The sequence below is a fragment of the Actinoalloteichus sp. AHMU CJ021 genome (genome assembly GCF_002895405.1).
Lineage (GTDB): Bacteria > Actinomycetota > Actinomycetes > Mycobacteriales > Pseudonocardiaceae > Actinoalloteichus_B > Actinoalloteichus_B caeruleus.
The window spans coordinates 938059-960979 of sequence record NZ_CP025990.1; the positions used below are offsets into that span (position 1 = coordinate 938059).

Consider the following 22921-nt stretch of genomic DNA (forward strand, 5'->3'; position numbering starts at 1 on the left):
CGACCCGAGGCCGGGGTCCCGGTCCTCCACCGGCGCGGGGCGTGCCGAGGCGCCGACCTCAGCGCCGGGCGGCACCCGACGGGCCCGGCCCCGGCCGGACGACGGCTCCGAACCGGGTACGGCGCCACGACGTGAGCGGCGGGGCGCCGGGGCCGAGCGGGACCGCGCCGGCCGAGCCCGCCCAGGAGGACGGCCGGCGACCCCCGGTGGAGGGGCTGGCCGCGTCCGAGGGAGGCGGCCGGCGGAGGGGAACCCGGCCCCCGGTGGTGGCGGGGGCGGATCCGGCCCACCGCCGCAGGGCCCGCCCCCAGCCGGGCACGGGCACGGACACGGGCACGGGCACGGGCCGAGCACCCCTGCCTCGCGCCGGGTCCGGCTGCTGCTGGCCTGGCTCCTCACCCCGTGCCTGCTGGCCGCCCTGGGCGGCATGGTGTGGCTCTACCCCTCCGGGTACGAGTCGCCCAACCCCTCCGAACTGGGCTTCGGCGCCGAACCGGTGAACGGCGACATCACCGCCACGGCGGCGTCCTCGTGCCAGACGAGCCTGGCCGAACCCGGCGCGAGCCCCCCACCTCCCGCGCCGCCGCCAGGAGGTGGCGACCAGGACTGCGTGCGGCTGGACGTGACCCTCACCAGCGGTGAGGGAGCGGGGCGGGTCATCACGCAGGTCCTGCCCGTCGAACCCGGCACCCCGCGCTTCGCGGTCGGGGACCAGGTGGTGCTCTCCTACGCGGGCAGCGAGCCGGACAACCCGATGTCCTACCAGGTCGTGGACTACCAGCGCGGGCCGGCGTTGGCCTGGCTCGCGGCGCTGTTCGCGCTGTCCGTCGTGCTGCTCGCCAGGTGGAAGGGGCTGACCTCCCTCCTCGGACTGGCGCTCAGCTTCCTCGTGCTCGTCTTCTTCGTGCTCCCCGCGATCCTCGCCGGGCAGGACGCCGTCCTGGTCGGTGTCGTCGGCTCCGGCGTGATCATGTTCATCGTCCTGTACCTCGCGCACGGCTTCTCCGCCCGGACCTCGACGGCGGTGCTGGGCACGTTGCTCAGCCTCGGCCTGATCGCCCTGCTCGGGGTGTTCTTCGCCTCGACGACCCGGCTCACCGGCCTGGACGACGAGACCACCAACCTCATCACCATCGTCGGCGGCAGCATCGACCCGCGCGGTCTCCTCCTCGCCGGTGCACTGATCGGCGCGCTCGGCGTGCTCGACGACGTCACCGTCACCCAGACCAGCGCGGTCTGGGAGCTCCGCGCCGCGAACCCCGCCCTGGGGTGGCGGCAGCTGTACGCGGCCGGGCTGCGCATCGGTCGGGACCACATCTCGGCGGCGGTGAACACGCTCGCCCTGGCCTACGCGGGTGCCGCGCTGCCGATGCTCCTCGCCTACTCGCTCTCCGGGATCGACTTCGGCACGCTCGTCGGCGCCCAGGTGGTGGCGCAGGAGATCGTCCGAACCCTCGTGGGCAGCATCGGCCTGGTCGCCGCGGTCCCGATCACCACGGCGATCGCGGCCGTCGTCGCCTCCCGGGAGGACCCGCCGAACCCCGGCGACCGCACCCCCCGGTCCGACCCCGGCCCCGAGGACGGCGGCGGCACCGAGCAGGAGGACCGGAACGGGGACGGTCCCGCCGGCGGCACGTCGGACACCCGGGAACGGACGGGGGAACGGGCGCCTTCCGAGGCCGGCGGTCGGCGCCGGCGCGCGGAACCGGACCACCGCCCCCCGTCCTCCTCCCCGGCGGAGCGACCGCCGCGGCGGGACCGCCGGGATCAGTCCAGGGCGGCGACGAAGCGGGCGACCGCGTCGGAGCCGATCCGCCGGGGCACCCGACCAGCCGGCACCAACGACGCCAGCTGGTAGAGGGGCCGGTCGGCGGCGGCCTCCCCACGCGCGTCGGCCCGGAGCTGGGCGATCAACAACTGGGACAGGACCAGCGCCCGGGTGTCCCCCGTGGCCGCGAGGGCGTCCGCGAGACGCCGCAGCTCGTACACGCCCAGTTCCCGGCCGCCGGAACCCGCGTAGAGGGCCACGGCCACGTTGACCAGCCGCCGCCGTGGTCCGCCCTGGACCAGGACGCCGATGGTCCGCACACCCCGCTGGTCGGCGACCAGCACCGTGATGTCGGTCAGCTCGGCCAGGTCGACGGTCCGCGTGCCCAGGGCGCGCACGGAGAGCTCCGAGCCCGAGAGCCAACACCGACGGCGCGACTCCGCCCAGGCGAGGAGCAACAGCGGAACGGCGACGACCGCCGCCGCCACCAGACCGGCGGTGCGCCCCCCGACCAGGCCGAACAGGCCGCCCAGGGCGGCCCCGACGAGCACAGCGCCGATCCCGACCGACTTCGCCCGTTTGCGGAGGAACTCCGGCGGGAGCAGGTCGAGCGGGATGCGGTCGGTCTCGGCTGCCCGCTCACTCACCCGGCCAACGCCTCCTTCACGGTGGTGAGCAGCTCGGCACGCCCGACGGCGCGCTGGGACCCGTCCCGGAGGTCCTTGAGCTGCACCTCGTCCTGCTCCAGGTCCCGGTCCCCCGCGACGACGGCCAACCGGGCCCCCGAACGCCCGGCGGCCTTCATGGCCCCCTTGAGCCCCTTGCCCCCGTAGGCGAGGTCGACCCGGACCCCGGCGCCGCGCAGCGCCGCCGCGATCCGCACCAGCTGCCGCTTCGCCGCCTGCCCCAGGGGGACGCAGTAGACCTCGCAGCGGGCCTCGTCCCCAACGGCCAGCCCCTCGGCGCGCGCCGCGAGCAGGGTCCGGTCGACCCCCAACCCGAAACCGATGCCGGACAGCTCCTGACCACCCAACTGGGCCATCAGGCCGTCGTAGCGGCCACCGCCGCCGATACCGGACTGCGCGCCCAGTCCGTCGTGGACGAACTCGAAGGCGGTCTTGGTGTAGTAGTCGAGGCCCCGGACCAGGCGCGGGTTCTCGGTGAACTTCACCCCCAGCCCGGTCAGGTGTTCCTTGACCTCCTCGTAGTGCTCACGGCACTCCGGCGAGAGGTGGTCCACCATCAGGGGGGCGTCGGCCAGCAGCTCCCGCACCTCCGGTCGCTTGTCGTCGAGCACCCGCAGGGGGTTGATCTCGGCGCGCCGGCGGGTCTCCTCGTCCAACGGAAGGGCCCGCAGGAACTCCTGGAGCCGCTCCCGGTACTCGGGGCGGCAGGTCGAGTCACCCAGGCTGGTCAGTTCCAGCCGGTACCCCGTCAGGCCGAGCGCCCGGTAGCCCGCGTCGGCGACCGCGATGACCTCCGCGTCCAGCGCGGGGTCGTCCACGCCGATCGCCTCGACGCCGACCTGGAGCAGCTGCCGGTACCGGCCGGCCTGCGGGCGCTCGTAACGGAAGAACTGCCCCGTGTAGTACAGCTTCACGGGCAGCTGTCCCCGGTCCAGGCCGTGCTCGATGACGGCGCGCATCACCCCGGCCGTGCCCTCGGGGCGCAGGGTCACCGACCGGCCGCCCCGGTCGGTGAAGGTGTACATCTCCTTGCTGACCACGTCGGTCGACTCGCCGACGCCCCGCGCGAAGAGGGCGGTGTCCTCGAAGACGGGCAGCTCGACGTAGCCGTAGCCGGCGCGTCGCGCGGCTTCGGCGAGGGTGTCGCGGACGGTCAGCAGCGCGGCGGACTCCGGCGGCAGGTAGTCCGGGATGCCTCGGGGTGCGGTGAAGGCGGTCATGGTGTGCGGATCACAGTCCTCTGCGCAGGAAGGGGTTGACGGCACGCTCGCGGCCGATGGTCGTGGTCGGTCCGTGGCCGGGCAGCACGGTCGTCTCGTCTGGCAGCGTCAACACCCTGGTCCGCAGGGTCGTCAGCATCCGCTCGTGGTCGCCGCCGGGGAGGTCCGTCCGCCCGATCGAACCGGCGAAGAGGGTGTCCCCCGACAACATCAGACGGTCCGGACCGTCGCCTCCCGGCGGGCCGGTGTGGAAGCACACCGACCCGCCGGTATGGCCTGGCGTGTGGTCCACCCCGATCGACAGGCCACCGAACTCGAGGGTGGCGCCGTCCGCGAGGTCCCGGACCTCCGCCGGCTCGCTCATCTCCAGTCGCCCACCCAGCAGCGCGGCGACGTCCGGTCCGAGTCCCCGCAGCGGGTCGGCCAGCATCGGCCGGTCGTCGGGGTGGACCCACACCGGAACCCCGTACTCCTCGCAGATCGAGGCGGCGGAGTAGGAGTGGTCGAAGTGCCCGTGGGTGAGCAGCACCGCCAGCGGGGTCAGCCGGTGGGTGCGGAGCCGTTCGGCCAGCGGCTCCCCGACCTCCTGGCCGGGGTCGACGATGACGCAGCCCTCGCCCTCCGCCGGTGCCAGCAGGTAGCAGTTGGCCTGGAGCGGACCGGCCGGGAAGCCGACGACGAGCACGCGAGAACCTCCAGCGGGGTGGTGTCCGTGGTCGCGTCGCGTGACGGTCCGGCACACCGTGTGAGCGCCGGGCAGCGCGGAGCGACCCGCCACAGCCTAGCCAACCGGTGTGGCCACCTCGGTTGGCATCTCGTCCCGGCTCCCGCTCCGGCCTCGACCCGACGACCCGGGTGGGTGCCGACGCGCCGGGGACGCGCGTGCGGTGTCACCGGCGGAGGCGTGCGGTGTCACCGGCGGAGGCGTGCGGTGTCACCGGCGGAGGCGTGCGGTGTCACCGGCGGAGGCACGGCACGAACCCGGTCCGGGTGGTGGCCCGCCACGACGTCGAGGAGGGGGCATGGCGGCGGCCCACCGGAGCCGGGCGCCACGGTCGCGACCGGCTCGGGGCCGTCGGCGGTCGGCGCAACGGTGCGGTCCCTCCCGGCCCGTCCCCCGACCTCCCGCCCCCGCCGGCCGGAGGTCGTCCGCCCCCGGCCCGGCGCGCTCCCCACCGCCCTGCCCGCGCCGCCACGGGTCGGAGTCGACTGCCCCGTCCGCACCAGGCACGAACCTCTCACTACGCTCGTACGGCTTCTCGACATAGACTCACCGGCTGCCACCGCCGTGTCGATCCCTGGGAGGGAGCGAGGTGCCGAGCAACGAGCAACGCCGCCAGGCAGCCAAACGCAAGCTGGAGCGCCAGCTGGAACGCCGGGCACAACGGGCCAAGCGCCGCCGCACGATCGGCGTCAGCGCCACCGTGCTGGGGACCGTGCTGGTCGTCGGTCTGGTCTACTTCCTGGCCACGATGGGCGGCGGTGACGACGAGCAGACCGCCTCGGACGCCACCGACCCCGCCACCAGCGGCGAACCCGAGATGCCCGAGGCGGTGACCACGGAGGGCCCCTGCGCCTACATCGAGGCCGAGCAGCCGCCCGTCGACGGCCTGCCCGAGGTCGGGATGCCGGAGGACCCGGACCCGACGCCCTCGGAGGGCACCGTCTCGGTGACCCTCGGCACGAACGAGGGCGAGATCCCGCTGACCCTCGACCGTGAGCAGGCGCCGTGCACGGTGCAGAGCTTCCTGCACCTCGCGGAGAGCGGCTACTTCGACGCCTCCCCCTGCCACCGGCTGGTGGACAGCACCGACGCCCTCGAGGTCCTCCAGTGCGGCGACCCGAGCGGCACCGGCATGGGCGGCCCCGGGTACAACGTCCCGGACGAGATCGACCCGGAGCAGACCTACCCGCGCGGCACGCTGGCGATGGCCAACTCCGGCGCCCCGAACAGCGGCGGCAGCCAGTTCTTCATGGTCTACGGCGACTCCAACGCCCTGGGCCCGCAGTACACGGTGTTCGGCTCCATCGACGAGGGCGGGCTCGAGGTCGTCGACGAGATCGCGGCCGCCGGTCACGACGGCTCCATGGAGGCGCAGGCGGGCGGTGGCGCACCCAACACCGAGGTGACCATCGAGACCGTCACCATCGCGAGCTGAGCCACCCGGACGAACCGACGTCCCCCGAGGCCCGGCCGCCGCACGGCGGCCGGGCCTCGTCGTGCCCGGGGGTCGCTCGCGCGGTGGTGCCGGCCGACGCGCCGGACGAGCCCGCCCTACCCACCAGGCGGGGGACGGAGCGACAGCCCGCCGGTCGTACCGGAAGGGGAGGGCCACCACCAGCGCCCCGCCTCCAGCGCGGGTCACGGCCGGGGCCGGGCGACAGGCCCGCCGGCATCCGCCGCGCGAGCCGGGCCGCGTTGGGGTGCCGCGCTCCACCGGCGGCGGGGTGCCCAGCACCGGGGAAGCGCGCGGGGCTCCCGCTCAGCCCACCGAGGTCACCCGGTAGACGTCGTAGACACCCTCGATGTTGCGCACCGCCTTGAGCACGTGACCGAGGTGCTTCGGGTCGCCCATCTCGAAGGAGAAGCGGCTGACCGCCACCCGGTCGCGGGAGGTGGTGACGGACGCGGAGAGGATGTTCACCCGCTCGTCGGCCAGGATCTTGGTGACGTCGGAGAGCAGCCGGTGCCGGTCCAGGGCCTCCACCTGGATGGCGACGAGGAAGACCGAGGACGCCGAGGGCGCCCACTCCACGTCGACGAGCCGTTCGGGGGCCGCGCGCAGGTCGTCGGCGTTGGTGCAGTCGGTGCGGTGCACGCTGACCCCGCCGCCCCTGGTGACGAACCCGAGGATCTCGTCGCCCGGGACCGGGGTGCAGCACCGGGCCAGCTTCACCCAGATGTCGCGCATCCCCTTGACCGTCACGCCGGCGTCCCCGGTGACCCGCCGCCGGTGCGGCACGGTGGAGGGCGTGGACCGCTCGGCCAGCTCCTCCTCGGCGTGCTCCTCGCCGCCCACCAGGGCCATCAACCGTTGCACGACGTGCTTGGCGGAGGACTGGTTCTCCCCGACGGCCGCGTACAGCGTGCTGATGTCGGTGTAGTGCAGCTCCCGCGCGACGGCGCCGATCGTGTCGGCCGAGACCAGCCGTTGGAGCGGCAGGCCCACCCGGCGGAGTTCCTTGGCGATCGCCTCCTTGCCGGTCTCGATCGCCTCCTCCCGGCGTTCCTTGGCGAACCACTGCTTGATCTTCGCCTTGGCCCGGGGCGAGGAGACGAACGACAACCAGTCGCGGCTGGGTCCCGCGCCTTCCGCCTTCGAGGTGAAGATCTCGACGACCTCACCGTTCTCCAGGGTCCGCTCGAGCGCGACCAGCCGCCCGTTCACCCGGGCACCGATGCAGCGGTGCCCCACCTCGGTGTGCACGGCGTAGGCGAAGTCGACCGGGGTCGAGCCGGTCGGCAGGGTGACGACGTCCCCCTTGGGGGTGAAGACGAAGATCTCGCGGGCCGCCAGGTCGTACCGCAGGGACTCCAGGAAGTCGCCGGGGTCGGCCGCCTCCCGCTGCCAGTCCAGGAGCTGCCGCATCCAGGCCATCTCGTCGACCTCGACGGCCTTGCCCCGATGGGTGCCCTTGGTCTCCTTGTACCGCCAGTGCGCGGCGATGCCGTACTCGGCCGTCCGGTGCATCTCGTGGGTCCGGATCTGCACCTCCAGCGGTTTCCCGTCCGGACCGATGACCGTGGTGTGCAGCGACTGGTAGACGCCGAAGCGCGGTTGGGCGACGTAGTCCTTGAAGCGCCCGGGCATCGGCTGCCACAGCGCGTGCACCACGCCCATCGCCGCGTAGCAGTCGCGGACCTCGTCGACCAGGATGCGCACCCCGACCAGGTCGTGGATGTCGTCGAAGTCCCGTCCCCGGACGATCATCTTCTGGTTGATCGAGTAGTAGTGCTTGGGGCGGCCCTCGACCTTGGCGCCGATGCGGGCCAGGTCGAGGTTGGCCGACACCTGCTGGATGACCTCCCGCAGGTAGGTGTCCCGGGACGGGGCGCGGTTGGCGACCAGGCGGACGATCTCGTCGTACTTCTTGGGCTGGAGGATCGCGAAGGCGAGGTCCTCCAGCTCCCACTTCACGGTCGCCATGCCGAGCCGGTGGGCCAGCGGGGCCAGGACCTCCAGGGTCTCCTTGGCCTTCCTGGCCTGCTTCTCCGGCGGCAGGAAGCGCATCGTCCGCATGTTGTGCAACCGGTCGGCCAGCTTGATGACCAGCACCCTCGGGTCGCGGGCCATCGCGATGACCATCTTGCGGATCGTCTCGGCCTCGGCGGCCGCTCCCAGCTTGACCTTGTCGAGCTTGGTCACGCCGTCGACGAGGTGCGCCACCTCGTCACCGAAGTCCGCGCTCAACCGCTCCAGGGAGTAGTCGGTGTCCTCCACCGTGTCGTGCAGGAGCGCGGCGACCAGCGTCGTGGTGTCCATCCCCAGCTCGGCCAGGATCGTGGACACGGCCAGCGGGTGGGTGATGTAGGGGTCGCCGGACTTGCGGCGCTGGGAGCGGTGCTTCTCCTCGGCGACGTCGTAGGCGCGCTGCAACAGCGCCAGGTCGGCCTTGGGGTGCAGCTCGCGGTGGACGGTGGCCAGCGGTTCCAGCACCTGCTTGACGGAGGAGGACCGTTGCGCGGTGATCCTCCTGGCCAGCCGAGCCCGGACACGTCGGGTCGCCGACGGCTGCCGGTTTCCCGTCGCGGGGACGGCCGCCGTGGTCGCACGCTCGACGTCCTGACTCAACGGCACGCTCCAGGCTCTTCTCGACGTTCTGCTCGGCCCGCCTGCCGGCGGTCCGCCCGCTTGTGCCCCGAAGCACCTCCGGACACTGAGAATAACGCCGGGGCTGGCCGAGGTCTTCCGCCAGGTCGGACTCGCCGACGAACGGTCCTCACCAGGCGGCGGGACGCCCGGGCGTCACCCTCGTGCCGCGACCCGACGAACGCCTGTCGGCCTCCCACCGTCGGTGGAAGGCCAACCACGGGCGTCTCCTGGAGAACCCGGGCCCGACGAGCCCGGGCAACCGGGTCAGTCGTCCTTCTTGCCGTCCTTGGCGCCGACGGAGGTCGTGGCCTTCTCGGCGTCCGAACCGTCCTTGTCGTCGGCCAGCTCGCTGGCCAGGCCGTTGGTCTCGGGCAGCCCGACGGTCTCGTCGGTGGACTCGCTGGTGGCCTCCGAGGCCTCGGCCGGCGGCTGCACGCGCTCACGGACGGCCGCGCGCACCCAGGTGGTCACCACGCCGGGGGCCACCTCCAGGCCGATCGTCTCGTCATCGCTGGTGTCCGCGACGGTGGCGTAGAGCCCCGAGGTGGTCATGACCTTGTCGCCGACCTCCAGCGAGCCCTGGAGCTGCTGCATCTCCTGCATGGCCTTCTTCTGCTTCCGGCTCGCCAGGAACAGCGGCAGCACGATGAGCAGCAGGAAAAGCGGAAGGATGAAGGATTCCATCATTCTCCGTTCGGGGACGCCCACGCGGGTTGACACGTCCGATTGTTCGGGTTTGCGATTCCCAGTGTGCCAGTCCCCGAGAGGTCCTCCGCGTTCCGCCCCTTACCGGGAGCACACACTCCGTTCGTGCGCGTGCACCGAATCGCCGTGCGTCACCACTCTAACCCTCGCCGCCAGGGGCGGTCCGCCCCGCGGTCTGCGCGGCCGCCGCGTCCTCCGGTGGGCGCAGACCCAGGTGTTCCCAGGCCGCGGCCGTGGCGACCCGCCCTCGGGGGGTCCTGGCGAGCATTCCCGCCCGCACCAGGTACGGCTCGCAGACCTCCTCGACCGTCCCCGGCTCCTCCCCGACGGCGACGGCGAGCGTCGAGACCCCGACCGGGCCTCCCCCGAAGGACCGCACCAGGGCGGTGAGCACGGCCCGGTCCAGCCGGTCCAGTCCCAGTTCGTCGACGTCGTACACCAGCAGGGCGGCCCGCGCGGTCTCCACGGTGACGGCGCCGTCCGAACGGACCTCCGCGTAGTCGCGGACCCGGCGGAGCAGCCGGTTGGCGATCCGGGGCGTGCCCCGCGAGCGCCCGGCGATCTCCCGGGCGCCGTCGGGTCGGAGGTCGACCCCGAGGATGCTGGCGGAACGGGTGATGATCCGCTCCAGCTCCGCCGGGGAGTAGAACTCCATGTGGGCGGTGAACCCGAAGCGGTCCCGCAGGGGACCGGTCAGCGCCCCCGACCTGGTGGTGGCGCCGACCAGGGTGAACGGCGCGATCTCCAGCGGGATGCTGGTGGCGCCCGGCCCCTTGCCGACGACCACGTCAACCCGGAAGTCCTCCATCGCCAGGTACAGCATCTCCTCCGCCGGCCGGGCCACCCGGTGGATCTCGTCGATGAAGAGCACGTCGCCCTCGGCCAGGTTGGAGAGCATGGCGGCGAGATCCCCGGCCCGCTCCAGGGCGGGCCCCGAGGTCATCCGCACCGAGGCGCCCAGCTCCGCCCCGATGATCATCGCCATGCTGGTCTTGCCGAGTCCGGGCGGCCCGGAGAGCAACACGTGGTCGGGAGGGGCACCCCGGTTCCTGGCCCCGGTCAGGACGAGTTCGAGCTGCTCGCGCACCCGGGGCTGCCCGACGAACTCCGGCAGCGACCGGGGCCGCAGTGTGGCCTCGACATCCCGGTCCCCGGGTTCCGCGCTGGTCGACAGCGCGTCCTCGCCGCCCCGCTGACCGGCCCCCGTTCCGCCGGAGCCGACGTCGAGGTCCGCCCAGTCATTCGCCCAGTCGTCCGTCACGTCACCGCCCCGTCGTCCTCACGTCGTCCCACCTGGCCACGCCTCACCGCTTGCGCCCCAGCAGCGCGAGGGACTTCCGCAGGATCCCGGAGGTGTCCCCGCCACCGTCGGTGGCCAGCACCTTCTCCACCGCCTGCTCCGCCTGCTTCGCCGTGAACCCGAGACCGACCAGGGCCTCGACCACGTGGGTGCGCCGCTGGCCGGCGTCCGGCGCCGCCGCCCCGTCCCCACCGCCGGCGGGAGCCACCGGGCCGAGCTTGTCCCGCAGCTCCACGACGAGGCGCTCCGCCCCCTTGCGGCCGATGCCGGGCACCTGGGTGAGGGTGGTCAGGTTGCCCTCGGACACCGCCGTGCGCAGCTGGTCCGGTTCCAGCACCGCCAGCATGGCCAGCGCGAGCCGGGGACCGACGCCGGAGACGGTCTGGAGCAGTTCGAAGAGCTCCTTGACCTCGTCGGTGGGGAACCCGTACAGCGTCCAGGAGTCCTCCCGGATGACGAGGCTGGTCACGAGCTCGACCTGTTCGCCACGTCGCAGCCCGGCCAGCGTGGTCGGGGTGGTGCGCACGGCGAGCCCGATCCCGGAGACCTCGACGACGGCGTGGTCGAGACCGACGGAGCGCACCGTTCCGCGTACCGAGGAGATCACCGGCTCATTCCTTCCTCCTGGCCGCCGCCAGCCTGGCCCGGTGGGCCTTGGCGAGCTGGGCCGCCTGGGCCTGGGCCTGGGCCAGCCGCGCGGACACCGGGCCCCGCCACAGGTGGCAGATCGCCAGTGCCAGGGCGTCGGCGGCGTCGGCCGGCCTGGGCACCTCGGTGAGCCGCAGGATGCGGGTGACCATGGCCCCGACCTGCTTCTTGTCCGCCCGACCGGAGCCGGTCACGGCGGCCTTGACCTCGCTGGGGGTGTGGAACACGACCGGGAGGGAACGGCGGGCCGCCGCGAGGGCGACGACGCCGCTGGCCTGCGCGGTGCCCATCACCGTGCGCACGTTGTGCTGGCTGAACACCCGCTCGACGGCGACGGTGTCGGGTCGGTGCGCGTCCAGCCACCGTTCGACGGCGTCGGACACGGCCAGCAGCCGCTCCGGGAGTTCCGCGTCGGCGGGCGTGCGCACCACGTCGACGGCCACGAAGCGCACGGCCCGGCCGTGGCCACCGTCGACGACACCGATCCCGCACCGGGTCAGGCCGGGATCGACGCCGAGCACCCGCACGCCTCGCCTCCCGCCGGTCGGCCCGCCCTCCGGTGCCGGTGGCCACCCGGCCACCGCCCGGCCTGGGGCGGACGAACATCAGTTCGAGCGATCAGGCTACCGGTTCGAGTGGATCACGCCGCGAGCGGCGCGCCCGCCCGCCTCCCACCGGCGGTCCGATCCGCCGCCGCCGTGCGAGGGGCTCGGAGGCCCGGTTCCCCGGCGCCCGGAGCGGGCGCGGCTCACCCCGGTGGTTGGCAGCGGGGGCACCACAGGCTGGATCGTCCGGCGGTGCGGCTGTGCTCGAGGGTGGTGCCGCAGACCGGGCAGCTGGCGTCCGGTTGGTCCCGCAGCCCGGTCAACCAGCCCTTCTTGTCGGGAACCCGGCCGGCCTTGACCGCCTGCGGGAGCAGCCGCCGCAGCTGGCGGTGCAGCGTCCGCCGCTGGGAGGGGGTCAGGCGGGCCAGGCTGCGGTCCGGGTGGATGCCCGCGCGCCACAACATCTCGTCGGCGAGCAGGTTGCCGATACCGGCCAGGACGCCCTGGTCGATCAGGGCGGCCTTGACGGCACGTCGGGACGGGGGCAGGCGGGCGTCGAAGTCGCGGAAGTCGAGGGTGGCGGCGTCCGGCCCCTGGCCGGCGAGCAGCTCGTCGACCCCGCGCTCGTCCTCGGCCAGCCAGATGCCCTGGAGCTTGCGCTGGTCGCGGAAGCGCAGCTCACCCTCGTCGAGGACGATCCGCACCCGGTCGTGGCGGTGACCGCGCCGGCGGTCGGGAGGCGCCTGCCAGCGCAGCGACCCCGTCATCCCGAAGTGCAGCGCGAGGACGGGGCCCCCAGGCACCCGTCCGGCCCCTGCCACGCCGTCCCCGTCGGCGGGGGCGGGGGCGGGAACGGCCGGGTTCCCGTCGGCGGGCGCGGCGGGCCGGTCCTCGCCGGTCGGCGCGGCGTGGTCCTCGAAGCGCAGCAGCAGCCACTTGCCGTGCCGATCCGCCCGGGCGAACCGACGCCCGCGCAGGGCGGCGGCGAGCTCCTGGGGAGAGGCGCCGTGCAGGATCGCGGCGTCGAACACGACGACATCCCGGACGGGCCGGCCCAGGGCGTGTTCCACGACGACGCGACGGAATCCCTCGACATCGGGCAGCTCAGGCATCGCAAGAAGGCTGCCACGTGCCGTGCCGGGTGTCGACACCGGCCGACCGGCACCGCCGGTGGCCGCCCGGGCAGGTGGCGCGCGTGCGCGGAGGTGAGGGGGCGGCGTTCCCGCGGGCGCACCCGGAGGGCACGGCCGGCCCGGGGTGCCCGGAGCCGTCCGGGGTGCGGCGGGGCCCGTCAGGGACCGGTCTCCCCCGGCACCCAGCTCTCGGGGCGGCCGCTGTCGGTGAGCACCGGCTGGTACTGGGCGAACCCACCCGGCGCGTCCGGTTGCCACGGCCAGGACCCGTCCGGCGCGGCGACGATCATCTGGAGGGCGGGGAAGGTGCCCTTGCGGTTGAGCAGGAAGGCGTGCCCGAAGTACTCGGCGTAGAAGCCCCGGTGCACCCGTTCGAAGGTGACGGGCAGGTCCTTGAGGAACCGTTCGTAGCACCGGCCCGGGACGAAGTCCTCCCCCGCGCGGGCCCGCTCCGAGTATGTGCTGAGCACCGCGTGGGCGACCTTGGGCGGCAGGCCGATCACCACGACCTCCGGCATGCCGCAACTGCGGTAGACGCCGACGGTCTGGGCGAAGGGCGGCGCGTTCCGCTCCTCGGCGACGTGCACGATCGCGACGCCGTCCTCCTCGGCGGCGGTCCGCAGCCTCCGTCGGAGCTCCTGGTCATCGGCCACGAAACGCACCTCCGGGCGGGACGTCGCGCTACTTCTCCCGTCAGCGCGACCCTACGGGACGCCCCACCGGGGCTGGGAGGAAGCCCTCCGCGTCGCGGGGAGCCGTCACGACCTCCGGAGCGGGCCCGGGCCCGGACACCCGGGACCGGGCCGCCCTGGCCCGGTCGTCAGCCGACCTCGGCCATCACCTCGTCGGAGACGTCGAAGTTCGCGAAGACGTTCTGCACGTCGTCGCAGTCCTCCAGCGCGTCGATGAGGCGGAACACCTTGCGGGCGCCCTCGGCGTCCAGGGGCACCGTGGTGGAGGGCAGGAAGCTGGCGTCGGCCGAGTCGTAGTCGATCTCGGCCTTCTGCAGGGCGGTCCGGACCGCCACGAGGTCGCCGGCCTCGGCGACGATCTCGAAGCTCTCCCCCAGGTCGTTGACCTCCTCCGCGCCCGCGTCCAACACGGCGAGGAGGATGTCGTCCTCGGAGAGACCGTTCTTGGGCGCGATCACCACACCCTTGCGGTTGAACAGGTAGGAGACCGAACCCGGGTCAGCCATCGAACCGTTGTTCCTGGTCATCGCCGTCCGCACCTCACCAGCGGCGCGGTTGCGGTTGTCGGTGAGGCATTCGACGAGCACGGCGACACCGTTGGGGCCGTAGCCCTCGTACATGATGGTCTGCCAGTCGGCCCCACCAGCTTCCTCGCCCGCGCCCCGCTTGCGCGCCCGCTCGATGTTGTCGAGGGGGACGGAGTTCTTCCGCGCCTTCTGAATGGCGTCGTACAGGGTGGGGTTGCCGTCCGGGTCCCCTCCCCCGCTGCGGGCCGCGACCTCGATGTTCTTGATCAGCTTGGCGAACAGCTTGCCACGCTTGGCGTCGAGGGCGGCCTTCTTGTGTTTGGTCGTGGCCCACTTGGAGTGGCCGCTCATCTCTCCTCCGTCTTCGTCGCGATGCGTCTTCCTGCGCTCCGGGCGCTGCGTGGAGCCGTGACGATCCTACTGGTCGCCGGGACGAGGCGAGTCGCCTCCGGTCGGGCGCGGCCGGGGGTCAGGCCTCGCGCACGGTGCGGACGAACAGCTCGTGCACCCGGCCGTCCCGGCCGTCGGCCGCGAGCAGTTCGGGGTGGAAGGCGGTGGCCAACGCGTTGCCCTGGCGCACCGCGACCACCCGCCCGGCGGCGGGGCCGGCGGCCGGGATCTCGGGGACCCTGGCCAGCACCTCGACCCGGTCACCCACCGACTCCACCCAGGGGGCCCGGATGAAGACGGCGCGCAGCGGTGCCGGTTCCGCGTCCCCGCCCGACCCGAGACCGGCGAAGTCGAGGTCGGCCTCGAAGGAGTCGACCTGGCGACCGAAGGCGTTGCGCCGGACCACCATGTCGATGGCACCGAGGGTGTGCTGTCCCTCCCGCCCGTCGAGGACCTCCTGGGCCAGCAGGATCATGCCGGCGCAGGACCCGTAGACCGGCAGCCCCGCCGCGACCCGGTCGCGGAGCGGTTCCAGCAGTTCGAAGGTCTCCAGCAGACGGCTCATCGTGGTGGACTCCCCGCCGGGGAGCACGAGGCCGTGCACCTCCGCGAGTTCCTCGGCGCGGCGCACCGGGCGCGCCACGACGTCCTGCTCGGCCAGCGCGAGCAGGTGCTCCCGCACGTCGCCCTGGAGTGCGAGCACCCCGACGACCGGCTGCGCAATCGACACGGAGAAGACCTCCAAGCTGGGAAAACACTCGACGTCACATCTTAGGTACTCACCCGGTCGGCGGAAGGCGCGGGTGAGCTCGGTACGGGCGGGACGGGGGCCAGCCGGTTCAGGGCAGTCCGAGCAGCCGGAGGCCCGCCGCCGTCCCGGCCGCCGCCAGCACGACCACGACGAAGGGGGCTCGGCGCCAGGCGAGGAGTCCGCCGACCGCGACGCCGATCGGCCGGGCCCAGCCGGCGAATCCCGGCCCCTCGGTGAGCGCGGCGGTGGCCATCAGGGCGGTCAGCAGTGTCGTCGCCGCCACGGCCAGTCCCCGCCGCGCGGCCTCCGACAGCCGTACCCGGTCGCGCAGGAGCGGGCCGGCCACGCGGAAGGCGTAGGTGCCGACCGCGAGCAGCACGATCGTCGTGACGGTCATGGGGACTCCCTCCTCGCCCAGCGGGGCAACGGCAGCAGCAGGGCGACACCGCACAGGGCCAGCAGGACCGGAACGCCGGCGGGGAGCAGCGGAGTGGTGAGCACGGCGACCGCCCCGCCGACGAGGGCCGCCCGGCGGGTGGCGGCGTCCCGCAGGGAGGGCAACAGCAACGCCAGCAGCGCCGCGGGGAACGCGGCGTCCACGCCGAAAACGGCGGGGTCACCGACGGCGCCGCCGATCAGGCCGCCGAGCACCACGGCCGGCTGCCACACGACGAAGAGCGTGATCCCGGAGATCCAGAAGACCCGGCGCGCCCGGTCCGGATCCCGCTGGGCCATCGCGAAGGCCACCGACTCGTCGATGATCAGGTGGCTGCCGACCAGCTTCGCGGCGAGTCCGCGCCCGAGGAGGTGGCCGATGGCCAGGCCGAAGGGCAGGTGGCGGGCGTTGAGGATGAGCCCGGCGGCGAGCGCGGCCAGCGGAGCGCCCCCCGCGGCCACGACGCCGACGGCCATGAACTGTGAGCCGCCGGCGAACACGAGCAGGGACATCAGGACCGCGAGCCAGATCGACAGACCGCTGGCCACCGCGATCGCGCCGAAGGACAGGCCGACGACGCCGACGGCCACCGCCATCGCGGCGATGTCCCGACGTGCCTCCGGCTCCAGGACCGGGCCGCGTCGACGGGTCCACGGGCTCACCACGGGGCCCGCCTCACTAACCTGAACAGGAGGAGATCGTTCGTCACAACGAACAATCGTACAAAGGAGCGAACGAATGGCCGAGGCCCTCCGAGGAACGGGCGACGCCCCACCCCTCGCGACCATCGCCAGGGCGCTGCGCAGGGAACGACAACGCGCGGGGATGTCCCTCTCCGAGCTGGCCCGCCGGGCCGGCGTCGCCAAGTCCACCCTGTCCCAGCTCGAAGGCGGCGGCGGGAACCCCAGCGTCGAGACCCTGTGGGCGCTGGGAGTGGCCCTGGGGGTGCCCTTCAGCCGGCTCGTCGAGCCCGCGGCCCCCAGGGTCCGCGTCGTCCGGGCCGGTGAGGGCCCGGTGGTGCGGTCGGAGACGGCTCCCTACCAGGCGGTCCTGCTGGCCTCCTGCCCACCGGCGGCCCGGCGCGACGTCTACACCATCACCCTGGAACCCGGGAACTCCCGCGAGGCCGACCCCCACATCCCGGGCACCGTCGAACACCTGGTGGTGAGCAACGGCCGCCTGCGCTGCGGCCCCCACGACGACGTCATCGACCTGGGCCCCGGCGACTACGCGAGCTTCCCCGGCGACGTGCCGCACCACTACCAGGCGTTGGAACCCGGGACCAGCGCGGTGCTGATCATGGAACACGTCTGAGGGACCGGGAACCGGTCCACCCCCTCCGACCGCGAGCCGTCGACGCGCGACCTGGACCCACCACCGGTGGATCAGGTCGCGCCGACGACGTCACCAGCCGCGGCTGGCGTACCGCCGCTCCTCGGGCAGCTCGCTGAGGTTGATGCCGACGATCGCCTCGCCCAGGCCACGCGAGACCTTGGCGACGACGTCCGCGTCGTCGTGGAAGGTGGTGGCCTTCACGATGGCCTCCGCGCGCCTGGCCGGGTCGCCGGACTTGAAGATCCCGGACCCGACGAACACGCCCTCGGCGCCGAGCTGCATCATCATCGCGGCGTCGGCCGGGGTGGCGATGCCGCCGGCGGTGAACAGCACGACCGGCAGCTTGCCCAGCGACGCCACCTCACGCACCAGCTCGACCGGCGCCCGCAGCTCCTTGGCCGCCGCGTACAGCTCCTCCTCGTCCAGCACCGTCAGGCGGCGCAGGTCGGCACGGATCTGCCGCATGTGCCTCGTCGCCTCGACGACGTTGCCCGTCCCGGCCTCCCCCTTCGACCGGATCATCGCCGCGCCCTCGGCGATCCGCCGCAGCGCCTCGCCCAGGTTGGTGGCACCGCAGACGAACGGGACCGTGTAGGCCCACTTGTCGATGTGGTGCGCCTCGTCGGCCGGCGTGAGGACCTCGGACTCGTCCACGTAGTCCACACCGAGGGACTGGAGGACCTGCGCCTCGGCGAAGTGACCGATGCGGGCCTTGGCCATCACCGGGATGGACACCGCGTCGATGATGCCGTCGATCATGTCCGGATCCGACATCCTCGCCACGCCACCCTGCGCGCGGATGTCGGCGGGCACCCGCTCCAACGCCATCACCGCGACCGCGCCGGCGTCCTCCGCGATCTTCGCCTGCTCCGGGGTGACCACGTCCATGATCACACCGCCCTTGAGCATCTCGGCCATGCCCCGCTTGACGCGGGCTGTCCCGGTCACCGGCGCCGCCTGCTCGTTCGTGGGGTCCGTCGTCGTGCTGTCAACCGAGCTCACTGCCTCGCGCCTTTCGCGTCACCCGGCACCGGGGGCCAGGCCACCGGCACCGCGTCTTACCTGGTCGGCGTCATCGTACGTCCGACGTGGCCTACCAAGGTGGCCAGTTCGACCGCGTTTCGGCAGACCACTCGGGGGTGCCGGCCCGCCCCGGGCAGCAGCGCCAGCCCCGGCAAGGGACGCCGGTCGACGGCGCGCATTCGTACCGGCCCGGCGGGTAACCGACCGGGAGGGACAGCCGGCGGGGCGCGCCCGCCCAACGGGTCGGAGGTGCGGACGATGGCACACAGGCGATCGGGAGAGGGCCGGCGGCCCGCCACCCCGCCGGTGGACACCACACGGATCCGCGACGTCGTCCTCGTCGGCCCGTCGGGCGGCGGGAAGACCACTCTCGTCGAGGCCCTGCTCGCGGCCACCGGCACCATCCCCAGGGCGGGTTCGGTGGACGAGGGCACCACCGTCACCGACCAGGACGCGGCGGCCCGCCAGCAGGGGCGGTCCGTCGGCCTCGCGGTCGCGCCGCTCCGCCACGGCGACCACCACGTCAACCTCGTGGACACCCCGGGCTACCCGGACTACCTCGGCCAGGTCCGGGCCGGGCTCCGCGCCGCCGACGCCGCCCTGTTCGTCCTCGGCGCCAACGGCGGTGTGGACGAGGCGACCACGCGGTTGTGGCGGGAGTGCGCCCAGGCCGGAACACCGCGAGCGGTGGTCATCACCCAGCTCGACCACCGGAGGGCTGACCCGGAGCGGGTGCTGGCGGAGTGCGCCCGGGCCTTCGGTCCCGGCGTCCTCCCCCTGTACCTGCCGGTCACCACCCCCAGCGGGGAACCGGCCGCTCCGCACCCGGTCCTCGCCCGGGCCGACACCCGGGGTGGCGGCCGGATCGGCCTCCGGGATCCCGCCGTGGCCCACCGCGAACTCATCGAGGCCATCATCGCCGAGAGCGAGGACGAGGCGCTGATGGAGACCTACCTCCTAGGCGAATCCCCCACCCAGGACCAGCTGTTCGACGACCTGGCGCGGGCGGTGCTCACCGGGGACCTTCACCCGGTCATCCCGGTCTCCGCCACCCGGGGGGTCGGCCTGACCGAGTTGTTGGACGTCGTGGCACGCGTCCTCCCCTCCCCGGCCGACCGGGAGTGCCCCGAGGTCACGGGGGCGGACGGCGCACCGGAGACGGTCCCGTGCGGCGACCCGGACGGCCCGCTGCTGGCCGAGGCGGTGGGCTCCTTCGCGAACACCTACCTCGGACCGGTGACGCTGCTCCGCGTCTTCTCGGGCACGCTCCATCCCGACGACCGGGTGCGCGTCGCCGGTCACGGCCTGGACGGGGCGGGCCGCCCCGAGCACGCGACCATCGAACGGGTCGGCCGGATCCACTCGCCGCTGGGCACCGAGCTCCGGGAGACCGGCCACTGCGCGGCCGGCGACATCTGCGCCGTGACCAGACTGGCGAACGCGGAGACCGGCGACACGGTCTCCGCCTCGGAACGCCCCCTCACCATCCGCCCCTGGGCCCTGCCGGAGCCGCTGCTACCGATCGCCGTCGCGGTGGCCGACCCGGCCACCGAGGACCTGCTCGGCAGGAACCTGTCCCGGGTGGCGGCGGCCGATCCCGGGCTACGGATCGAACAACACGAGGACACCCACCAGCTCGTGCTCTGGTGCACCGGCGAAGGGCACGCCGACCTGGTCCTGGCCCGTCTCGGGGTGGGGGACGTGGACCTGCGCGTCGAACCGGTGCGGGTCGCGCTCCACCAGACCTTCGCCGGCCCCGCGCACGGGCACGGCCGGCACGTCAAGCAGACCGGAGGCCACGGCCAGTACGCCGTCTGCGACATCGAGGTGGAACCGCTGCCCCGGGGCGCGGGCTTCGACTTCGAGGACCGCACCGTGGGCGGGTCGGTTCCGCGCCAGTTCGTCCCCAGCGTGGAGCGGGGCGTCCGCGCGTTGATGGCTCGTGGCCTGACCGAAGGCGTGCCCCTGGTGGACGTGCGGGTCACCCTGCTGGACGGACGGGCGCACAGCGTCGACTCCTCGGACGCGGCGTTCCAGGCCGCGGGCGCGCTCGCGCTCCGCGACGCGGCGAACAAGGTCGCCCTCCCCCTCCTGGAACCGGTCGACGAAGTGGCCATCCACACCCCCGACGACTGCCTCGGCTCGGTGCTCGGGGACCTCGCCGCACGCCGGGCCCAGGTGCTCGGGACCGATCCCGCGCCGGAGGCGGGCTGGACCGTCGTCCGGGCCGAGGTCCCGGCGGCCGAGCTGAGCAGGTACCTGGTGGAACTGAACCAGCTGACCTCGGGACGGGCCGACTTCAGCCGCGCGTTCTGGGGCTACGAGGCGCGGGGCGCCTGAGCCGGGCTGGACCGCGACGGCCACCCCCGCCCGCCGAACGCCGGGAGACCCGGCCGAGGAGGTCACCGGTGGAGACCGACGACGCCGCTCCGGGTGTCGACCGCGGCGAGGAGGACTCGTCCGCGCGACCGCTCGGTTGCGCGAGGAAACACCAGCCGAACGCCCCCGGAGCGGGTCACACCAGCGCCGTCCCGACCGTCGACCACCACCCCCGGCCGCGCCGGTGTCGACCACCCGCGTGACACGATCGGAACCATCGAGCCGCTCCCCCCGTCCGATCGGGCACCTACCATCACATCGGGCGCCCCACGGTCGAGTGGGCGGTGCGCCGTCGGGGGAAGACCATGACTCAGACCTGGGGCATCAGCGGGCCGGCGTTCCTGGCCCTGTACGCGGTCCTCCTCCTGTTCGGGCTGCTGCTGGGCCTGGCGATCCCCCGCTGGAGCCGGAGGACGGCGGCGGTGGGGCCGCCGCCCGAGGTGGACGCGCACCGCCTCGCCTACCTGGCCGGCGGCGCGAGGCGCCTCACCGACACGGTCACCGCCGGACTCATCGCCGACGGCGTGTGGCGCGTGTCCCGGGGCGGGCGGCTGCACGCCACCGGCGCGACACCCACCCACCGGCTGCACCTCGCCGCCGTCGAGGTGTCGACGGGCTCGGGCCGCGAACGGCGGCGGCTCAGCCCGGTGGCCCTGATGGGCACCGGCGCCGCACGGGAACTGCTCACCGACCTCAGGGACCGGGGGTTGGTGGTGCCCTCCGGGCGGCACGCCCTGCGCCTGCTGGCGATGGTCCCGCTGGACCTGGCCCTGGTCCTCGGCGTCCTCCGCCTCGTGACCGGCGTCAACGCGGGCCGCCCCGTCGGCTTCCTCATCGGGCTGGTCGTCGTGAACCTGGCTCTGGTCGCGCTCGTGCTCCTCCGAGCACTCCGGGCGCCGGACCGCACCCCGTTGGGGGAGGCCGTCGTCGCCGAAGCACGTGGCCGGTTCCCGGGCGGCACGCCGACGACCTCCGCCCGGAGCCGTAGCGGGTCGGCCGCCGGGCCGGCCGCCCTGACCTCGGTGGCGCTGCTCGGCTTCGCCGGCCACCCGGATCCGGAGGTGCGCGACGCGTTGCACACCGCGAGTACCTCCTCCGGTGGCGGCGGAGGGAGCTCGCACTCCTGCGGTGGCGGCGGTGACAGTGGCGGCGGCGGTGGTGGTGGCTGCGGCGGGTGAGCGCCATCGCGGCCCTGGGCAGAAGACCCGGTGACCTGCCCGGAGGCGGTGGGAGATCACCCTGGAGGAGGACACGTGAGGACGTCACCCAACACGCCGGAGGAGCCGGCCCCCCGGATCGGCATCGGATGGCGCCCGGAGATCGACCTGACCGTCGAACGACTCCCGGGCGTGGACTTCGTCGAGGTCGTCGCCGAGAACCTCAGCCCCACCGAACTCCCGGAGTCCATCGAGGTCCTGCGCCGCCGGGGCACCCCGGTCATCCCGCACGCGGTCACGCTGTCACTCGCCGGGGCCGAACCCGTCGATCCGCGGCGGGTCCGGCACCTCGCCGAGCTGGGCGAGGCGCTGGACGCCCCCGTGGTCAGCGACCACATCGCCTTCGTCAGGGCCGGCGGCCTCGACGTCGGCCACCTGCTCCCGCCGCCCAGGACGAGGGACGCGCTGGACGTCCTGGTCAGCAACGTCAACGCGGTCCAACGCGACCTCCCCCGACCGCTGGCCCTCGAGAACATCGCCGCCCTCCTCGACTGGCCAGAACGGGAACTCAGCGAGGAGCACTTCCTGACCGAACTCGTCGAACGCACCGACTGCCTGCTGCTGGTCGACCTGGCCAACCTCCACGCCAACGCGCACAACATCGGAACGACCCCCTCGACGTTCCTGGACACCCTGCCCTGGGAACGCCTCGCCTACGCGCACGTCGCCGGCGGGGTGTGGCGGGACGGCCTGTACCACGACACCCACGCCCACCCGGTGCCCCGCGAGGTGCTCACCCTGGTCCGGGAGCTGGCCGCACGCGCACCCGCGCCACCCTGGGTGATGGTGGAACGCGACGACGCCTACCCCACCGACGCGGAGTTGGCCGACGAACTCGCCGGGATCCGGGCCGCCGCCCTCGCCGGCACCGCCACCCGGTCCCCCGCACGACGGGCCGACGATGACCGCTGACCCCGGGCAGCGGCGCGAAGCCGGGCGGGCGCTCCCCTCCGACCCGCCCACCCCGGAGGAACCGCTGACGGCACGGCGCGCCGAGCTCGCCGCCCGGCAACGGGCGCTGGTGGCGGCGCTGCTCGGCACCGGTCCCGTGCCACCGGGGTTCCCGCCGGACCGGATCGCGGCGCAGGCGAGGGCGCTGGTCGCCAAACGCACGCGGGTCGCGGGCCGTCTCCGCCCCGACCTGGTCGCGGCCCTGGGGGATGCCTTCGCCGACCTGTTCGCCCGTTACGCCGAGGACCACCCCCGCGAGGTGGGGGTCGGCGCCCGCGAGGACACCCGGAGGTTCCACCGCTGGCTCGTCCGCGAGGGCGCCGTGCCCAGGAGGTGGACGCTCTCCCGGCTCCTCCGCCGACATCGCTGACCCGCCGCCAGGCGTGACCGAGCAGCGGACG

The 22921-nt window shown here is 73.8% G+C and carries 22 protein-coding genes; 7 read left to right on the plus strand and 15 right to left on the minus strand.

What is annotated here, in order from left to right; genetic code table 11:
• Nucleotides 1–427: 427 nt before the first annotated feature.
• Nucleotides 428–1858, plus strand: coding sequence for a YibE/F family protein (locus C1701_RS03530; protein WP_337662123.1), 1431 nt, complete (start codon nucleotides 428–430; stop codon nucleotides 1856–1858).
• Here the strand turns inward: C1701_RS03530 and C1701_RS03535 are convergent.
• Genes C1701_RS03535 through C1701_RS03545 form a run of 3 tightly spaced genes read right to left on the minus strand, consistent with a single transcriptional unit; the run spans nucleotide 1768 to nucleotide 4359 of the window.
• Nucleotides 1768–2415 carry a hypothetical protein gene (locus tag C1701_RS03535; protein ID WP_026418907.1) on the minus strand — a complete coding sequence of 216 codons (648 nt, stop codon included), beginning with the start codon at nucleotides 2413–2415 and terminating at the stop codon, nucleotides 1768–1770. The genes C1701_RS03530 and C1701_RS03535 overlap by 91 nt on opposite strands.
• Nucleotides 2412–3674: a histidine--tRNA ligase gene (gene hisS / locus C1701_RS03540; RefSeq protein WP_026418908.1), complete on the minus strand. Its 1263-nt coding sequence runs from the start codon at nucleotides 3672–3674 to the stop codon at nucleotides 2412–2414. Before hisS ends, C1701_RS03535 begins: the two co-directional genes overlap by 4 nt.
• Before the next feature lie 10 nt (nucleotides 3675–3684).
• Nucleotides 3685–4359, minus strand: coding sequence for an MBL fold metallo-hydrolase (locus C1701_RS03545; protein WP_026418909.1), 675 nt, complete (start codon nucleotides 4357–4359; stop codon nucleotides 3685–3687).
• A gap of 628 nt (nucleotides 4360–4987) precedes the next feature.
• Here C1701_RS03545 and C1701_RS03555 point away from each other — a divergent pair.
• Nucleotides 4988–5833, plus strand: a complete 846-nt coding sequence (locus C1701_RS03555; RefSeq protein WP_026418910.1) for a peptidylprolyl isomerase — start codon at nucleotides 4988–4990, stop codon at nucleotides 5831–5833.
• Between the two features lie 324 nt (nucleotides 5834–6157).
• On the opposite strand, the gene C1701_RS03560 is transcribed toward C1701_RS03555, so the two are convergent.
• The 11 genes from C1701_RS03560 to C1701_RS03610 all read right to left on the minus strand — a co-directional run bounded on the left by C1701_RS03560 (nucleotide 6158) and on the right by C1701_RS03610 (nucleotide 16280).
• Nucleotides 6158–8467, minus strand: coding sequence for a RelA/SpoT family protein (locus tag C1701_RS03560; protein WP_026418911.1), 2310 nt, complete (start codon nucleotides 8465–8467; stop codon nucleotides 6158–6160).
• A gap of 285 nt (nucleotides 8468–8752) precedes the next feature.
• A complete protein-coding gene (yajC, locus tag C1701_RS03565) occupies nucleotides 8753–9172 on the minus strand; it encodes a preprotein translocase subunit YajC (protein ID WP_026418912.1) in 420 nt (139 codons plus the stop codon).
• A gap of 160 nt (nucleotides 9173–9332) precedes the next feature.
• The gene (gene ruvB / locus C1701_RS03570) at nucleotides 9333–10367 is read right to left on the minus strand and encodes a Holliday junction branch migration DNA helicase RuvB (protein ID WP_103056957.1); all 1035 of its coding nucleotides are present in this window, start codon (nucleotides 10365–10367) and stop codon (nucleotides 9333–9335) included.
• A 130-nt stretch (nucleotides 10368–10497) separates the two neighbouring features.
• The gene (gene ruvA / locus C1701_RS03575; protein WP_026418914.1) at nucleotides 10498–11100 is read right to left on the minus strand and encodes a Holliday junction branch migration protein RuvA; all 603 of its coding nucleotides are present in this window, start codon (nucleotides 11098–11100) and stop codon (nucleotides 10498–10500) included.
• A 4-nt stretch (nucleotides 11101–11104) separates the two neighbouring features.
• Nucleotides 11105–11668, minus strand: coding sequence for a crossover junction endodeoxyribonuclease RuvC (gene ruvC, locus C1701_RS03580; protein WP_026418915.1), 564 nt, complete (start codon nucleotides 11666–11668; stop codon nucleotides 11105–11107).
• 221 nt (nucleotides 11669–11889) lie between these two features.
• Entirely contained in the window at nucleotides 11890–12798 is a 909-nt protein-coding gene (locus C1701_RS03585; RefSeq protein ID WP_103055544.1) for an Fpg/Nei family DNA glycosylase, read from the minus strand.
• A 179-nt stretch (nucleotides 12799–12977) separates the two neighbouring features.
• Nucleotides 12978–13472 carry a DUF4262 domain-containing protein gene (locus C1701_RS03590; protein WP_026418917.1) on the minus strand — a complete coding sequence of 165 codons (495 nt, stop codon included), beginning with the start codon at nucleotides 13470–13472 and terminating at the stop codon, nucleotides 12978–12980.
• Between the two features lie 167 nt (nucleotides 13473–13639).
• Nucleotides 13640–14389, minus strand: a complete 750-nt coding sequence (locus tag C1701_RS03595; RefSeq protein ID WP_026418918.1) for a YebC/PmpR family DNA-binding transcriptional regulator — start codon at nucleotides 14387–14389, stop codon at nucleotides 13640–13642.
• 118 nt (nucleotides 14390–14507) lie between these two features.
• A complete protein-coding gene (gene pdxT, locus C1701_RS03600; RefSeq protein WP_026418919.1) occupies nucleotides 14508–15152 on the minus strand; it encodes a pyridoxal 5'-phosphate synthase glutaminase subunit PdxT in 645 nt (214 codons plus the stop codon).
• Nucleotides 15153–15267: 115 nt separating this feature from the next.
• A complete protein-coding gene (locus C1701_RS03605) occupies nucleotides 15268–15576 on the minus strand; it encodes an AzlD domain-containing protein (RefSeq protein WP_026418920.1) in 309 nt (102 codons plus the stop codon).
• Nucleotides 15573–16280, minus strand: a complete 708-nt coding sequence (locus tag C1701_RS03610; protein WP_417853732.1) for an AzlC family ABC transporter permease — start codon at nucleotides 16278–16280, stop codon at nucleotides 15573–15575. The genes C1701_RS03605 and C1701_RS03610 overlap by 4 nt, the downstream gene beginning before the upstream one ends.
• A gap of 73 nt (nucleotides 16281–16353) precedes the next feature.
• On the opposite strand from C1701_RS03610, the gene C1701_RS03615 reads away from it, so the two are divergent.
• Nucleotides 16354–16929 carry a helix-turn-helix domain-containing protein gene (locus C1701_RS03615; RefSeq protein ID WP_026418922.1) on the plus strand — a complete coding sequence of 192 codons (576 nt, stop codon included), beginning with the start codon at nucleotides 16354–16356 and terminating at the stop codon, nucleotides 16927–16929.
• A gap of 90 nt (nucleotides 16930–17019) precedes the next feature.
• Here C1701_RS03615 and pdxS read toward each other — a convergent pair whose 3' ends face one another.
• Nucleotides 17020–17868: a pyridoxal 5'-phosphate synthase lyase subunit PdxS gene (pdxS, locus tag C1701_RS03620; protein ID WP_337662278.1), complete on the minus strand. Its 849-nt coding sequence runs from the start codon at nucleotides 17866–17868 to the stop codon at nucleotides 17020–17022.
• A gap of 363 nt (nucleotides 17869–18231) precedes the next feature.
• On the opposite strand from pdxS, the gene C1701_RS03625 reads away from it, so the two are divergent.
• From C1701_RS03625 to C1701_RS03640, 4 genes are all read left to right on the plus strand, one after another.
• Nucleotides 18232–20313 carry an elongation factor G-like protein EF-G2 gene (locus C1701_RS03625; protein ID WP_030227782.1) on the plus strand — a complete coding sequence of 694 codons (2082 nt, stop codon included), beginning with the start codon at nucleotides 18232–18234 and terminating at the stop codon, nucleotides 20311–20313.
• 344 nt (nucleotides 20314–20657) lie between these two features.
• Nucleotides 20658–21530 (plus strand): TIGR04222 domain-containing membrane protein, encoded by an 873-nt coding sequence (locus tag C1701_RS03630; RefSeq protein WP_103055546.1) that lies wholly within the window; start codon nucleotides 20658–20660, stop codon nucleotides 21528–21530.
• 75 nt (nucleotides 21531–21605) lie between these two features.
• A complete protein-coding gene (locus tag C1701_RS03635) occupies nucleotides 21606–22481 on the plus strand; it encodes a DUF692 domain-containing protein (RefSeq protein ID WP_245588805.1) in 876 nt (291 codons plus the stop codon).
• The gene (locus C1701_RS03640) at nucleotides 22471–22890 is read left to right on the plus strand and encodes a hypothetical protein (protein ID WP_081893525.1); all 420 of its coding nucleotides are present in this window, start codon (nucleotides 22471–22473) and stop codon (nucleotides 22888–22890) included. Before C1701_RS03635 ends, C1701_RS03640 begins: the two co-directional genes overlap by 11 nt.
• Nucleotides 22891–22921: the final 31 nt, after the last annotated feature.